The following is a 15,998-nucleotide window of genomic DNA, read 5'->3' as shown; positions in this document are numbered from 1 at the left end:
CATTCAACCCCAGTATTGACCGCTCTTATCTTCTTTTCTTGCTGCGCTTCGTATTACTATCAGTCAGATTATTATTGGACTTGTGGTTGCTTCCAGAGCCAAACTTACCCTTAGGTTTAGTCCCTTTACCATGCATTTTTTCAAATCCAGGCTGACTTGTGGTGTGTTTAGTCGCAAACCGGTTTGCACCATGACGGCCAGACTTTCTACGTTGGGCAGGTGTTAAGGTTTGCACATCTTCTTCTGGTACTAGACAACTCGGCTTATCTCCAATCAGATGTTTTTTACCCATATTGATTAATGCTTCACGTATGATTGGCCAGTTGGCTGGATCATGGTAGCGCAGTAATGCTTTGTGCAATCGGCGCTGCCGTTCTCCTTTGGCTACAGGCACTTCCTCGCGTTGTTTGTACTTCACTCGTTTGAGAGGGTTAGTCTCTGAATAATACATTGAGGTTGCATTACACATAGGTGAAGGGTAGAAGTTCTGTACCTGATCACATTCGAAATTATTCTTCTTAAGCCACAAAGCTAGGTTAAGCATGTCCTCATCTTCGGTACCAGGGTGCGCGGAAATGAAATAAGGGATCAGATACTGCTTCTTTCCGGCTTCAGCACTGTATTTTTCGAACATTTCTTTGAACTTATCGTATGTCCCCATTCCTGGTTTCATCATTAAGTCAAGCGGACCTTTTTCGGTATGTTCTGGAGCGATCTTTAGATAGCCGCCCACATGATGGGTAACCAGCTCTTTGACATATTCAGGTGACTCAATAGCTAAGTCATAGCGAACACCTGATGCTATCATGACTTTTTTAACGCCTTTGACCTTACGGGCTGCGCGGTACAGGTCTATGGTATGTTTGTGATCCGTATTAAGTTTGTTACAAATTCCTGGGAAGACACAAGATGGACGTCGACAATTCGCCTCTGCTTTAGGATCACTGCAGCCTAAACGGTACATGTTAGCAGTCGGGCCGCCGAGATCGGAGATGGTACCGGTGAAGCCCGGAACCTTGTCTCGGATTTCTTCAAGCTCATTTAGAATCGACTCTTGAGAGCGGTTTTGTATGATACGGCCCTCATGTTCAGTAATTGAACAAAACGAACATCCACCGAAACAGCCACGCATGATGTTAACGGACGTTTTGATCATGTCATAGGCAGGAATTTTTGCTTTACCATATTGAGGGTGAGGTACTCTCGCATAAGGCAATCCAAACACATAATCCATTTCTTCGGTAGAGAGAGGAATCGGAGCCTGATTGACCCACAGCTCGCGATCCCCATGACGTTGTATCAAGGCACGGCCCGAATAAGGGTTGGTTTCTAAATGCATAATACGACTTGCATGTGCATAAAGAATACGATCGTTATTCAATTTCTCGAAGTTCGGTATACGTACCGCAGTTGTTGCAGCGTCGTGACGTGAGGGACGAATGGTGATGGGTTTTGCTTGCTCGTCTTTATCCTTGGCTTTGATATCACATTTTTCTTCAACAGCATAAGGGTTGGGCGGAATAAAGGCTTCTTTACGTGGTTTTTCAATCCGTGAAGAGTCGATAATCTTATAGCCGTCAGGCTCTGAGGCTAAGTTTACAACTGTACCACGTATATTGGTCATGCTGGCGATATCCTCGCCGTCAGCGAGCCTATGGGCTACTTCAACTAATGCTCGTTCGGCATTGCCAAATAAAAGAATATCGGCTTTGGCATCGAACAAAATAGAACGGCGCACTTTATCTGACCAGTAATCATAGTGAGCGAGTCTTCTCAGACTTGCTTCAATACCACCCAGCACAATTGGAACGCCTTTATAAGCTTCGCGGCAACGTTGAGAATAAACAAGAGTCGCTCGATCTGGTCGCTTTCCGCCTTCATTGTTCGGAGTATAGGCATCATCATGGCGTAACTTTCGATCTGCCGTGTAGCGGTTGATCATTGAGTCCATATTGCCTGCAGTGATGCCAAAAAATAGGTTTGGCTGGCCAAGCGTTGTGAATGCTTCTTTGTCGTGCCATTCTGGTTGCGCGATGATACCAACTCTAAAACCTTGAGCCTCTAACAATCGACCTATAATGGCCATACCAAAGCTTGGGTGGTCAACATAAGCATCCCCAGTGACGATAATGATGTCGCAGCTGTCCCATCCTAATGCATCCATCTCTTTACGGCTTGTCGGGAGAAACGGAGCGGTACCGTAGCATTCAGCCCAGTATTTTTTGTATTCATGAATAGGAGTGGTCTTAGCGTACATATTATTGTCTCTACTTCAAGGAGCGCGAATTATAGCGACTTGTTTGTTCTCTATCCACCCCAATAAAGCTGTCTAATACAGTATCTATCAGTTTAGAAAATGCCAATCTTGTAGACCACCTAACGCAAATTCTCGTGCTAAGCAGTTAACATCATAGTATTAGACGTTTAGAAGCAATAGGTCTGTCTGTATGGGACAAGGAAACTCAGGTAAAGAAGTATCCAATACACAGCAAACATCTCGTTGGCACAAATACGAGAGTTATTCTTGGCAGCTTGACCTCACCACTCAGGAGTTCAGTTGTGAACCACAAGCCATGAAATCTCTTTTTGGCTATTCTCAACCGACTATTTCAGCCAAGGAATTATTGAAACGTTTACCTCCAGCTCAAAGAAATAAGGCTCGCGAGGTGCTTCGAGCGGCAATCAGTACACACAGGGTTCGTTATTTTCACTGCTGTATCATGACACCCGACAGTCTCTTTAGCTATGTAGAATTTAAAATTACAGTAGAAGAGCATTCTTTATTAAAAGGGACCTTGTTACCTTGCCTTGTGATCCCGTCCGATATTGTCGCAGCAGAGATATTCTATGCGATGTTTGAGAACTTCCATCATGGCATGCTGGTGACGGACGAAAAAACGCGGATACTGGCATGTAATCGCCATTTTGAGAAGAGTACAGGGTATGTTCTTGAAGACATAATAGGGAAAGAGACTAGCGTTTTTAATGCAGAGAAACTAAGTAGCGACTATTACAAGAATTTATGGGATGGCATAGAAAATAACGGCCATTGGAGTGGATTAATCTTAACCAAACGCGCCGATGGTTCGACGTTCCCCCAAAAATTGACAATCCATAAAGTATCACCGGGAAATGGTGAGTCTTATTTCTTGGGCTTAGGTACAGATTTATCTGACCACCTTCAATGTGTTGATGACAGGCAAGCTGGTGGGGTGGATTTACTGACTCAACTGCCAACAAGTGATGCTTTTCTTAACAATATTGAAGATGATCCACAGCCGATATCTCAAGAAAACATTCAGATTATTCTCGCCTTACAGCCACAATTTCCAGAACCTAATGCTCAGGAAACAAAACGCCAGTTTGCCAGCTATTTACTGGGAAATAAGTTGATCAGTCATGCTGGTTATATTGGCGATGACCGCTTTGCTGTAGTGATGAAAGTGGCTATTGCTGACAAGAAGCAAGGTATACGTTTAATTAGACAGGCCATAAAAACCTTTTTTCAGAGCTTTAAGCATTCACAAAGCTCTGTCGCACTTTCTTTAAAGCAGGGTTTAACTGGAGTATCGATAAGATATTCAAGAGATATGGCGCCAAAGCAGCTGCTATCTCATGCAGTTCAAGCATTACTTGAACTGCATTCAGGGCAAGATAAACGAGTGGCTTTTTATGATCGCAATATCCATGAGCAAGTTGAGCGCAAAAAATGTTTGGAAATCTGGGTTGAAGAGTCAATTGAAAATGACTCCTTACAAGTTTTTTTCCAGCCGATAGTCGATATCAAACAAGGGCGAATTGATAAGTTTGAAGCCTTGTGTCGATTCCCCAAACATCCGCAGATTCAAACTTCAACTCAAGAGCTCATCAATACGGTAGAAGATATAGATAAAATTGTTGAGCTAGATGATGCGCTCAACAAAAAAGCGTTGTCTTGTTTACCAGAGTTACAGAGCTTGTTTGGGCAGCATGTGGGTATATCCATCAATCGTTCGTTTAATGCCAAGCAAGATATTATGGCAATATTGCGACACACTACACAGTCGATTGATGACAGTGGTATACCTGCCAATAAGGTGACTATCGAGTTTACGGAAAGTGCGTACTTTGCTGGTGATAGATATCAAGAAGAGCTATTAGCGTCTATGCGAAAAGCTGGGGTTCTAATTGCGGTGGACGATTTTGGCACCGGTTTTACGTCATTTGATTACCTTAATAAGAGCTATTTCGATGTGTTGAAAATAGATCAAAGTCTTATTCAAGGTATAGGTGCGAAAACCAGACAGTATCACGTGGTCAATGCAATTGTTCAGCTAGCTCAAAAACTCAAGCTCAAAGTGGTTGTGGAAGGCGTTGAGACCTTGGATGAATATATTGCTTTGCGTGACCTAGGTGTCGATTGCATTCAAGGGTATTTTTTCTCAAAGCCACTTTCTATTGATGAACTTCGTAACGTTGAAGATTATTGCACTTTGCCTGTCATTGATGGAAGTTCAGAAAGTAGTGTTGGCACAATTTCAGAGCTTGTGACACCAAATTTGCCGCGGGTTGATCCGGGAGAATCATTATCACTGATATATACCTATTTTAGCGCTGATGAACTTAATGTATTACCTGTGGTAGAGACCAATCAGTGCGTTGGTCTAGTCGACAGGGTGGCGATGAACTTACATATGACGCCGAGTATGGGCACTGACCATGAGACAAATAAAGAAAATTCTATTTGGCAGAAAGCCGTCCACCGTATGATGTCACCACCCCATGCTGTTTTAGATTGGCGTTTGCCTTTGGGTGAAGTGAAAAGCTTATTGAAGACGCACGCCCTGCCTTGGGTGCTTGTTGATAGTGATTCAAGGTTTAAGGGGTTGGTTGAGCAAGAGCGTTTGATTCAGTATCTAGTCGGCAATGAAATTTAAAAAATAATACTATCAACAACCTCAAATTCTCCTAAGCTTATAAGCGATGTCGAATGTTAGTAGCTTTTGCGTGTCGTTTGTATGCTAGGAGATCTCCGTTCTCATACTAGATTTGGTCTCTGATCTAGATTGGTGTGTTGGGCGCAAAGCGTTAGAGGATTTAACCAAGATTCAAGACCATTTTGGCTCGCAATTAGGTATGACCATCAACCGTTCGCTTAATACAAAGCAAGATAGCGATGAAGTTCTGCAAAGCTACGATGCACTGGTTCATCAATATGCCAAAACACCTGAGCTGGTAACGATTGAGTTAACTGAGAGCGCTTATTTTGATAGTGAATCCCAACAGTCTGCTTTAATCCGAAACATTCGGCGTAGGGGAGTGAGTGTTGTCATTGATGATTTTGGCACAGATTATAATTCGTTTAGTTACCTAAGTGATTGTAACTTCGATATTTTAAAAGTAGACAAAGAGTTCGTTACTGGTCTGAGTATTGGAACGCACAGATACTATATCGTCAAAATGCTCACGAAATTGGCTCATACGTTAGTATCTAAGGGTAGTGACAGGACAGGATTTACTGTCTTATTTTGCTTCTGCTTAAAGGTGTTGCTAGTAGCCGACAGCGCTATTGTTTTGCTATTATGCTCGCCCACACATGATAACGACGATTCTTGCAGTGATGATTCAGCAACTTTTATCCCTTCTTGCTCCTATGCTTTTAGGTGCCCAATTAGTATTAACTCTTATTTTGGTGAAAGGGGATATTTGTCCTGGGCAAAGAGGGCGAATTCATAAAGTTTTACCAGTTGTTGCGCTTCTATGGCTTGCAGTAGCATCGCTAAAAATTGAAGCGATAATGCTGGTATTCGCCATCCTGTACTTTTACTCGCAAGTTCAAACCAAAAAAACGCGTGTGCAAGGACCTCTTTGGGTGATCTACCTCGCCAATGGTCTCGCTTTTGCCTATGTAGGAATAGTGATTAGCGAGCAGCCCAGTATTGTTGGCTCCGCTTTAAAGGTCATAGAGATATTTTTGCTTGGCGCTTTATTTTCCCATCTCCTACTCACCATTGCTAAAACACGCTTACAGGCCTTTCACCGTATCTTGCCAGTTACAGGTATAGTTTCAGCTATGCTATTGAGCATTGTTGTACTGGTCAAAAGTGCTCAGATAGAACCAAATCTATTGGCTGAACATACCAATATGTTGCTAAGTGGCTTCGCATTAATGATTACCGCGGTTTTGATCTGGTGTTGGCATATTTTGCTCTCGAAAACAGTGCATAAAATTCAGCTTTGGGTGGCGTTTACTACTATGCTGGTGTCTATGAGTTTCATTGAGAATTTTATTGTCTTGTAGCTTATGCCTATTTCTTATTTTGCCCATTTAACGCTAAGCTTAAAAGATTAGGAGTAGTGTTGGGGCGCTGTTATGGACCTAAGTAATGTCGCTAGATTGGATAGCAATATCTTGCTTGGTATTGTTAACGAAAAGCTAAGGCTTGAATGCAATAGCTTTGAAGAGTTGATAGTCATGTATGAGATGGATACCGATACTGTGACTCACAAGTTGGACAGTTTAGGCTATCACTATGACCCTTTGACTAATCAATTTAAGTCGTTCGACAGATAGACCAACCAAAGACCGCTATACATTATGGCTAAACAGGTTTGATCCCTTCCAGGTGGTTCTTAGATTGCTGTTTTGCGGTGCTGTAAAACGCCTGTAAATAACGTTTATCTTTTTCACATTGACGAGTGGCAGCGAATAAACGGCGCCATAGCCCTTTGCCAAGCGGTAAGCTGCTGATCAACCCTTGACGAGAAAACTCGTGAATCGCCCAGTTAGGCAGGGCTGCAACACCAAGTCCTGCGGATACCATTTGCACCAGCATTAACGTGTTATCGGCTTGTTTCCATTTAGCCGGTTCTACTCCTGAAGGTTGGAGAAAGTGTTTGACCACATCAAGGCGATTCTTTTGCACAGGATAAGAGAGCATAGTTTCTTGTTTTAGATCGTCAGCTTGAACACAGTTTTTATTTGCTATTGGGTGATTGACTGCGGTGATAAGGCGCATTTCAAAATCGAACAAAGGCTCGTAGTGGACTTCCGAGCGGGGTTGGATGTCTGAGGTTATGACTAAATCCAATTCTCCACCGAGTAATGCTGGAAGGGGTTCAAAACCAAAGCCTGATGAAAAGTCTAGCGTCACGCTTGGCCAAGTTTGCTGGTAATCCCTCAGAGCTGGCATTAGCCACTGAAAACAAGAATGACATTCAATGGCCATATGTAATCGTCCATTGACGTCTTCTTTCAAACCGGCTAAATCATTTTCTGCTTTGGCTAACCTAGGCAGAATTTGGTCAGCTAAGTCGAGTAGAATCTTGCCTTCAGAAGTAAATTTAACTGGGCGAGTTTTGCGTAAAAAGAGCTGTCCTCCGAGTCTTGCCTCAAGATCTTTTATCTGATGAGAGAGTGCTGACTGTGTCAGGTGCAACGCTGTCGCTGTGGCAGTGAGTGAGCCTGTATCTCTCAAAGTTACAATTGTTTTCAGATGCTTAAACTCTATCATTAGCTTTCTTCAGTTACGCGAGTTCTGTTTGAATATAACTAATCTACGCTTTTAAAAAAGATGTGTAAACATCTAGACGTCTATTTATTTGACATTTGCGCTGTTTATCCCTGAATTGAATAGGCTGGGTTACACATGAATTTTTTTCATAAACAAGTTGAATAATTGGAGATTGTCACTTTGCTGCTTTGACGAGATAGTTTAGCCATCTAGACGCCTTTAGGTGTTCTATACAAAACCCAGAGGGTGATGATGAATGAGCTTGAGCTTTGTAAACAATCTCACCCGTTTAAAAAACTTCAAATATAAAAGGACGAGTAAGATGGTGACAACAACGCATATATTGGGTTATCCAAGAATAGGTGAGCAACGTGAACTTAAATTTGCGCTTGAAAAGTATTGGCGTGGCGACATTGATCAAGCTGCTTTAAAAGCGGTAGGTTCTGAGCTGAGGCATAAGAATTGGCAAACACAGTCTGATGCTGAACTCAGTTATGTTACTGCTGGGGATTTTGCTTGGTATGACCATGTATTAACCACCACCTTGTTGCTTGGTCATGTTCCAAAGCGGCACCAATCTGGGTTTCCTGACTTGGATACTTTGTTTCGAGTTGGGCGAGGACGCTCTCAACAAAAAGAGGGTGAGAAAGGAGCAGCAGCCTCGGATATGACCAAATGGTTTAACACTAATTACCACTATATTGTTCCTGAATTTCGTCAAGAAGATACGTTTGAAGTCAGTTGGCCTCAGCTATTTGAAGAAGTGAGTGAAGCAACGAAAGCGGGTCATAAGGTTAAACCTGTTTTGCTTGGCCCTATAAGTTACCTCTACTTAGGGAAGGAAATTGAGGACGGATTCGATCGTTTGAGTCTGCTACCGCGTATTCTTACTGCTTATCAAACCATATTGTCTAAACTTGCTGCGCAAGGCGTTGAGTGGGTTCAAATAGACGAACCGATTTTATCTTTAGAGCTCGAAACGCCATGGTTGAACTCATTTAAGCTTGCTTACCAGGTCCTCCGTTGTGATGTGAAAGTACTTTTAACCACTTATTTTGATTCATTAGAAGATTCACTCGATAAGGTTGTTGAACTCGATGTTGATGGCTTGCACGTGGATCTCTCTGCGGCTCCTAAGCAGCTCGATCAACTTATATCTAAACTTCCTCAGCACTGGGTGCTTTCTGCTGGAGTGGTGAATGGTCGAAATGTATGGCGCGCAGATCTTGCCGCTCAGCTAGAGCGGTTAAAGCCTATCAAAAACAAATTAGGCGATCGCCTATGGGTTGCAAGTTCATGCTCATTACTTCACTCCCCTGTCGATCTTGACTTGGAATCCGAACTTTCTGAAGAGGTGCGTAGTTGGTTTGCGTTTGCAAAACAAAAGGTCTCTGAGGTGGCTCTATTAGCTAGAGCGCTTGATGGCGACCAACAAGCGATTGAAGCTTGTCACAGCTACAGTGTGCCTGTAAAGTCTCGCAAAGACGCAACGTATGTTAATAAACCAGAAGTTCAAGAGCGTCTTAATCATATAACCAAAGCTTTTGCTCGGCGAAGTGCTCCTTATGAGGAGCGTGCGCTTGCTCAAAGTAAAGCGCTGGATTTACCCTTGTTTCCGACGACAACAATAGGATCGTTTCCACAAACGAGTGAGATCCGGATACAACGCAGTGCTTATCGTACCGGCAAATTGTCCGAATCGGACTATAATGTCGCGTTACAAGGTCACATAAAAGAAGCGGTACTGCGTCAAGAAGCCTTGGATCTCGATGTCTTGGTTCATGGTGAAGCTGAGCGAAATGATATGGTGGAGTACTTTGCAGAAAACTTGGCCGGTTTCCAGACTACGCAATTTGGCTGGGTGCAAAGTTATGGCTCTCGATGTGTCAAGCCTGCGATTGTGGTTGCAGATATCGAAAGAGAAAAACCAATTACCGTTGAATGGTCAAAGTATGCTCAGTCACTAACGTCCAAGAAAATGAAGGGCATGCTTACGGGCCCAGTGACCATTCTATGTTGGACATTTCCTAGGGAAGATATCAGCCGTAAAGAGATCGCTAATCAGTTAGCGCTGGCGCTTCGAGATGAAGTATCAGACTTACAAGCGGCGGGGATCAATATTATTCAAATCGATGAACCCGCATTTCGCGAAGGTCTGCCACTGAAAAAACGTGACCATCCTGAATACCTTGATTGGGCAGTTGACGCCTTTAAAATTTCTGCGGCAGGAGCAAGTTCAGAAACCCAAATCCATACTCATATGTGTTACTCCGAATTTAACGAAATTATTGATTCTGTGGCAGCTTTGGACGCTGATGTGATAACCATAGAAACGTCGAGGTCGAATATGGAACTACTTAAAGCGTTTGAGGAGTTTAAGTATCCCAATGAGATTGGCCCAGGCGTTTATGATATCCACTCTCCAAATATCCCCAGTAAAGAATGGATTGAAGGCTTGATCAACAAAGCAGCGGAGAAAATCCCAGCGAAACGGTTATGGGTAAACCCTGATTGTGGTTTAAAAACTAGAAACTGGGCTGAAACGGAAGCTTCACTGAATAACATGGTGTCTGCGGCTAAAAAGCTGCGTGCTGAATATTCATAGAATTGGGTGAAGATAAAAATGCCGACTACTTTGGTCGGCATTATTGACTATAACTCACATAAGTTTGCCACCAGCTGTCAAAAATTAGTTATAATGCAACCATGTTGTGCGCAATGAAAATAGACGATGAACACACCCAACAAACCTAAACCGACCTCAGACAAATCCATGCTTCTTTTAAGTGAGCAGATTTGCTTTCCTCTCTATAGTGCAGCTAACTCAGTGACCAGAGCTTATCGACCTTTATTAGAGAGCTTAGATCTTACCTATTCGCAATATCTGGTCATGATGTTGTTGTGGGAGAAAGATGGGGCCAGTGTTAAAGATTTAGGCAGTCGATTACATCTTGATTCTGGAACTTTAACGCCATTACTCAAACGCCTAGAAGCTAAGGGTTTTGTCGCAAGAGGAAGAAGTGAAGAAGACGAGAGAGTACGAGTACTCAACCTCACTGACCAAGGTCGAGCACTTAAAGAACAAGCCAAATCTGTCCCGAGCAATATGTTGTGCAAAATCAATCTCGATGCCGATGAATTAATTTCTCTCAGACGCTTGTGCGATAAAGTCCTTTCTAACCTCACCTAATACGGTTAAACCTGGTTATCCCCATGACAAATATCTGCAAATTTTTCTAGTGACAATGCTACTTTCTCCAATTAGGAAATACGAGTTTTCTATGTATGCAAAGGTGCGATCTTCTTTGCTAGCCGCTGCTAAGATTACTGATAGAAGCTTTGATTCTAGTACTGAAGATTGACCCAGTTAACCCAACTAGCTTAAGGGTTTCTTTACTACAATCTCATTGATACTAAGGGAGATTTGATGCAAAAGGAACCTTATTATTTACATTTAGACGAGTGTTATTTCGACTCGAACATTATGAATGAGTTGGCGGTGGCATTTGATTCAATCCATGTCGATTTGCTGCGAGGTCGTGGCTCAGTGCAGGTCGTGGACATGCAAGGTTGGAGCCGTGATAAACTAAAGCAGTTCAATAGAAGTATTACGAAAAACTTAGGCGATACACCATATATCATAAAAAATGCCGTGGATAATAAACAGCCTAAGCTGCGTCCTTACTCTTGGTACACACAAGAAGATTGCTTGAAGTCTTCCTTGGCTATGAAGAGTAAAGACGTTGTATTGAGCAACCATAACCATCTCTACCACTTAGTGAATCATCCAGCAGTGTCTTTGATAGAATCTACTCTATCCAAGATGTTTCCAGATATAAAGTTAATCGAAAATTCAGGCTCGTTTATTTATCCTCCAGACGATGGAATGATGTCATGGCATACAAATGAAACCGCATCGTCCGCACCCGTCAGAATTTATTTTGTTTATACGCCGGAAGACCGAAAATCTTTCTTTCGTTATGTAGATGCGGAAGGGCGAATATATACCTCATGGGATAGAAAAGGTTGGAATATTCGAGCATTTTATTGCGGAAATGTGCAGGTCGATGGGTTTCGCCTTTGGCATTGTGTTCTGTCTAACACTCACAGATTTTCATTCGGTTTCAGGTTGACAGGTATTGCAATGGATCAGCTTAGCTCGATGACAAAAGGGTTTGATTCTAATTATATGAGTATTGAAGACTGGAGAGTTTGGTGAGTATAAACCTTAGTGCTTGGGAGTAATATTTAATTAGACGCTATCTGGTTTTTTACCAGATGACTAGCTTCACAATCATAATGAAATCACTATATATCAACTCTTATCTTCGTATTTCATAAAAATAATTTCGTAAAGTTAAAATATTCATATGATGACCCAAGCACACTAAGCCTAGAGCGACGGTATATCTAACGTCGGTTAGTCCGACCATAACTGCCGTGACAATGAATTCATCATTGGATTAAAATTCTCATCGATGGCTTTAAAGCCAAAATGAGATGATTAAAAATGAAAAAATAGGAAATATTTTATGCTAAACGATCTATTTCCGAATTTGGAGAGAAAATCACTAATACTCTGTATTTCACTCCAGATAATTTTATTTTTTATAACGGAATTAAATTCATATTACTTAGCCTCTAATGCCTCTGAACTATATGCGTATTATATGGTAAGTGATTTTTTATCTAATATTGAAGATGAAAATTTAATTTCGGAAATAAGAAATATTATTAATGAAAACGATCAATCGAAAATATCATCGATATCAGTTCTATGTGATGTCGATAGAGAGAAGTTATTTAGATTGATTGGTGAAGATACCACCATAGAAATATGCCGAATGGTTGGGTGAATAGAGTTTGTTTATAGTAACTGAAATAATCTTTTTCAGGAAGAAATATTGACCTGACAAAGGCTTATACAATGAAACCTTAAATAATTAACGTACCCAGAGAAAACATAAGAGGAAAAATACATGACGACTAAAATCGATTTATACCGAGGAAATAAAGGATTGGAAGCGACCCGATCTCTTCTTTACCCAATCGTTTACGCAATGAACCCACCACAAGAAGACACTGGGGAGGCTACACAAGGGGTAATGACTGGAGTGGTGAAAGCAGGTATCGGCCTGACATCGGCTGCGGTAGCTTTAGCGGGAAAAATTGTGGGCAAACCCCAAGAAGTGGATGAAGACACACCTCAGGAAATGTCTATTCGGGTAAATAACTACAGTAACTGCTCACTACTTGCGACGCTTTATTCTCAACCGCACGAATTATCCAGCGGCCCAGTGAATACAATGCATAAAGTATTAGCGCCATTTGAATCATGCACGCTTAGCCTTTATTCAGACGCGGAAAGTTTAGAACTGCCAACTGGCAAAGCTCACCGTATCCGGTTGGAGGCAGAACCATATGGGCTAGAAATGTTGGGCACCGACACGCGATGGGTAGATATAAAGTTTCTCCAATTGCATGACGGTGGATACCAAATGGGGAATAGTATTTTCAAGCCAATTAGCGTCAAAGCCAAGAATTTTAATGATGTCGAAGCTGGCGCGAGTGAATTACTACTTCAAGAAGATTACGACGATATTGAAAACTGTGGTTCAATTGCGATCAGTGCCAAGACAACAGAGCCTGGTGGGGAATGCCAACTGGTGGGATTCCATAGTCCGAATTCAATTGCAGCATCTAAAAATAACGAGGCAGAAGGGGCAGTATGGGCTAATGCTCCGCAGTGCATGACATTGGACTATTGCCTTGTCCCAACAGATATTCATACATATAACGCGGATGGCAGTACAATCGTGGATATGGATGACCCAGAAGTTACTCCGAGGCCATACCCATCCTGGACGAACTTAAGTGAACGACCTGAGGAAACACGTACCATTGTCTTCTTAAATAGTGGTGATCGTACATTGGATTATCGCATAGATTATGAAGACGACCCCGATGATGAAGATACTTCATATCTAAACCACGGTGAAGGTCTGATACTAAACGTGAAAAGGAGCGGAAGTGATTACAACGTGTACTTTGAGGGCAAGAAATTGAACTATTTGGATCTGAACGATGGTAGTAATAGCGATGATTTGTTTTTCCCCAATAATGATCGTTACATAGAATATGATACGGGAGTCGCCTCGGACTCAGATCTCGATAAGCGGCTTATGGACTTAAGTACAGGGCAAAGCTACCAAGAGGTCAGGGATGACGATGGGATAAATGGAGACCACAGTAATGATACTCTGTGGGCCTGGTATATTGGCGATGATATAGCCTTGATTACAGTTGATGACCATATCCCAAATATTGGCCCGGACGCAAAGAGTAAATCTAGTGCTGAACTGTCTGAAGCTATCCTTAAGTCGTATGAAGAAGCTAAATTAAAAGGCCTCAGCAAGTTCAAACTTGAACAAACATCTAAATAAAAACAGTGATACAGGGAGGGACTGGCGTAAGACTTTAGCCTAGGCGAGCAGCCACTCCTTTGGAGAGGCTTGTCCATTGTATGGGAAAGCCATCTCATTGACCTAACCAGAAAAAGGCTCAGACCGAGCTTCAAAAACGAATTAACAAGGACAAAAAATGACAACTTACAAACTTCTTACAGATGATAGTGCCTCAAAAGCATTGCTCTCAAACACCAACATTTATAATTGGGAAACCCGAACCGACGCCGATACAGAAAACCCAGAAAACAGAGATGATGATACTATAAAAGATGGCACTGGCTATGTTGATACTCTAGCGTCCACCATAAGTCTTATTGCGAACAGTATGGGTTTTACACGCAAGGAGACGACGACACAAAGTACATTCCATGCATTTCCTATAACGTTTGTCAATAACACCAAGAGCGTCATAATGACTTCGATAGCAGCGACAGGTGATACAGATAACACAGTAATATCAGATCGGCCTGGAGTTATTCTACCAAAAGCACAAGCAGATGTAGTAATAGAGAGCGCTCTTGATACGGACGACGACGGTGAATCGACAAACAGTACGTCAATATGGTTCGATGTTTGGGGTGTAAAAACTGACACTAGCCTAACCACAAGTGGTGACGTTGATTGGGGGTGGCGGATAAAGGTTGAGCGAAGCGCATATTCAGCTAAACATGCACGATCTACCCTGAGAGTTGTTGATATAGTGAGATTGGGCAACGGAGGCGGAGTAGGGAATGGAGCTAACCAGGGAAGGTACGTTTATGATGAATCGACGACGGGACAGTTTAATATTTATGGTGCAGATGAGCCTGAAGAAAGCGGCTTACCTTTGGTTGCATTTTCCTGTCCAGAGTACATGTCAGAGCATAATCGAGGCGAGTTTGTTATCACATTGCTTGAACACAGTATCCCTCTGAGTACGAGTGAACAGCCGCCCAAGCTACCGAGTGTGAACAATCCCGCCATTGACCCAAGTGGTACACATACACTAGTGTTAAAAAATGACACCACTGACGATCTATCATACAGCATATCGTACACAGGAAGTCTATACAAACCGTACGTATTACAACCGACGGAATCACTGATATTAGACGTGATAAAATCAGCTGACAAATATGACGTAATGCATGAGGGAGATGTAATAAGAGCTTTAGACTTCGATAATGGTAATCAAGAGTCTCCCGATATAATTTATTTCCCTGAAGTCAATGGTACACAGGGACTGATCGAATATAAGGGAGAAGAAAATGTAACTTTACCGGTGCTAGACTTAACCCTTGGATTGAGCTACGGCCCCATAATTGATACGAACGGAATCGATGGCAATATGCTTAACAATACCCTGTGGGTAGGGTATCTGGAAGATAATGTGGCGACGATAGTAGTAAGTGACAAAACCCCTCCGACGGAGGAGCCGAACGAGCTACCCGAGCTACCAGCTGGTGCTACATGGGTTAATCCCGCCGCAGATCCAAGTAAGACGTCTGTTATAGTAATACGTAACGACACTCCAAATAGCGTTCCTCTTTCCTCTACTTATGTAGGTACGAATGGTTTCGCTAATGACATATTAATTCCGGGTGAAACATTGAGCTTAAGTATTGACGAAAGTGATAAGATATGGAGAGACAGTATGCAGGTGAAGACTATAAGATGTGCGGAGATTGAAAAAATTAACTTCTATCCGTGGACAGGGGAGTCAGGAGTAATCGAGTTTGGATCTGATGAAGTAGGCTATAAGCCGATGTTAGACTTAAACACTGGGATTAGCGGCGGAGTTGTAAGTTTTGAATACGGTGTGAATTATGGAGACCATGTAGATTATTTTAGCAGTTGCCTGTGGACATATTATGAACAAGAGAATGTGGCGATAATGTCAATACAAGAACCCCAGTAACACATGGCGCTTATAAAATACTAAATCTTAGGCCAGCTTTCGTAGTTGGCCTTTTCTTTGATGTAACCAATTTGGCAGTGTCATATCTAAATTCGGGCACAAATATTCTTTCCCCTCTTTTCTAGATGGCAAAAAATTCAA

At 42.2% G+C, this 15,998-nt stretch carries 10 protein-coding genes and 1 pseudogene; 9 read left to right on the top strand and 2 right to left on the bottom strand.

Annotation, left to right across the window (positions count from 1 at the left end):
• Positions 1 to 25: 25 nt before the first annotated feature.
• Entirely contained in the window at positions 26 to 2,257 is a 2,232-nt protein-coding gene (locus FIV01_RS08890) for a YgiQ family radical SAM protein (RefSeq protein ID WP_152430685.1), read from the bottom strand.
• 190 nt (positions 2,258 to 2,447) lie between these two features.
• On the opposite strand from FIV01_RS08890, the gene FIV01_RS08885 reads away from it, so the two are divergent.
• From FIV01_RS08885 to FIV01_RS08870, 4 genes and pseudogenes are all read left to right on the top strand, one after another.
• Positions 2,448 to 4,916 carry a sensor domain-containing phosphodiesterase gene (locus FIV01_RS08885; RefSeq protein ID WP_152430684.1) on the top strand — a complete coding sequence of 823 codons (2,469 nt, stop codon included), beginning with the start codon at positions 2,448 to 2,450 and terminating at the stop codon, positions 4,914 to 4,916.
• A gap of 106 nt (positions 4,917 to 5,022) precedes the next feature.
• Positions 5,023 to 5,466: pseudogene (locus FIV01_RS08880) on the top strand (EAL domain-containing protein); the annotation flags it as partial.
• Positions 5,467 to 5,599: 133 nt separating this feature from the next.
• Positions 5,600 to 6,280, top strand: a complete 681-nt coding sequence (locus tag FIV01_RS08875) for a hypothetical protein (RefSeq protein ID WP_152431698.1) — start codon at positions 5,600 to 5,602, stop codon at positions 6,278 to 6,280.
• A 72-nt stretch (positions 6,281 to 6,352) separates the two neighbouring features.
• Positions 6,353 to 6,553, top strand: a complete 201-nt coding sequence (locus FIV01_RS08870; RefSeq protein WP_152430683.1) for a DUF4250 domain-containing protein — start codon at positions 6,353 to 6,355, stop codon at positions 6,551 to 6,553.
• A 28-nt stretch (positions 6,554 to 6,581) separates the two neighbouring features.
• Here the strand turns inward: FIV01_RS08870 and FIV01_RS08865 are convergent, their stop codons facing one another.
• A complete protein-coding gene (locus tag FIV01_RS08865; protein ID WP_152430682.1) occupies positions 6,582 to 7,493 on the bottom strand; it encodes a LysR substrate-binding domain-containing protein in 912 nt (303 codons plus the stop codon).
• A gap of 322 nt (positions 7,494 to 7,815) precedes the next feature.
• Here FIV01_RS08865 and metE point away from each other — a divergent pair, with 322 nt between their 5' ends.
• The 5 genes from metE (at position 7,816) to FIV01_RS08840 (ending at position 15,857) form a co-directional block, all read left to right on the top strand.
• Positions 7,816 to 10,098, top strand: coding sequence for a 5-methyltetrahydropteroyltriglutamate--homocysteine S-methyltransferase (gene metE, locus FIV01_RS08860; RefSeq protein ID WP_152430681.1), 2,283 nt, complete (start codon positions 7,816 to 7,818; stop codon positions 10,096 to 10,098).
• Positions 10,099 to 10,224: 126 nt separating this feature from the next.
• The gene (ohrR, locus tag FIV01_RS08855; protein WP_114784551.1) at positions 10,225 to 10,683 is read left to right on the top strand and encodes a transcriptional regulator OhrR; all 459 of its coding nucleotides are present in this window, start codon (positions 10,225 to 10,227) and stop codon (positions 10,681 to 10,683) included.
• A 237-nt stretch (positions 10,684 to 10,920) separates the two neighbouring features.
• Positions 10,921 to 11,712 carry a hypothetical protein gene (locus tag FIV01_RS08850; protein ID WP_152430680.1) on the top strand — a complete coding sequence of 264 codons (792 nt, stop codon included), beginning with the start codon at positions 10,921 to 10,923 and terminating at the stop codon, positions 11,710 to 11,712.
• A gap of 760 nt (positions 11,713 to 12,472) precedes the next feature.
• Positions 12,473 to 13,936 carry a hypothetical protein gene (locus tag FIV01_RS08845; RefSeq protein ID WP_152430679.1) on the top strand — a complete coding sequence of 488 codons (1,464 nt, stop codon included), beginning with the start codon at positions 12,473 to 12,475 and terminating at the stop codon, positions 13,934 to 13,936.
• Positions 13,937 to 14,093: 157 nt separating this feature from the next.
• A complete protein-coding gene (locus FIV01_RS08840; RefSeq protein WP_152430678.1) occupies positions 14,094 to 15,857 on the top strand; it encodes a hypothetical protein in 1,764 nt (587 codons plus the stop codon).
• Positions 15,858 to 15,998: the final 141 nt, after the last annotated feature.

Origin of the sequence: Vibrio aquimaris, assembly GCF_009363415.1 — a bacterium.
In the GTDB taxonomy this organism is placed as follows: Bacteria; Pseudomonadota; Gammaproteobacteria; order Enterobacterales; family Vibrionaceae; genus Vibrio; species Vibrio aquimaris.
The sequence above is the reverse complement of the archived record's forward strand: the minus strand, read 5'-3'. Positions and strand labels throughout refer to the sequence as shown.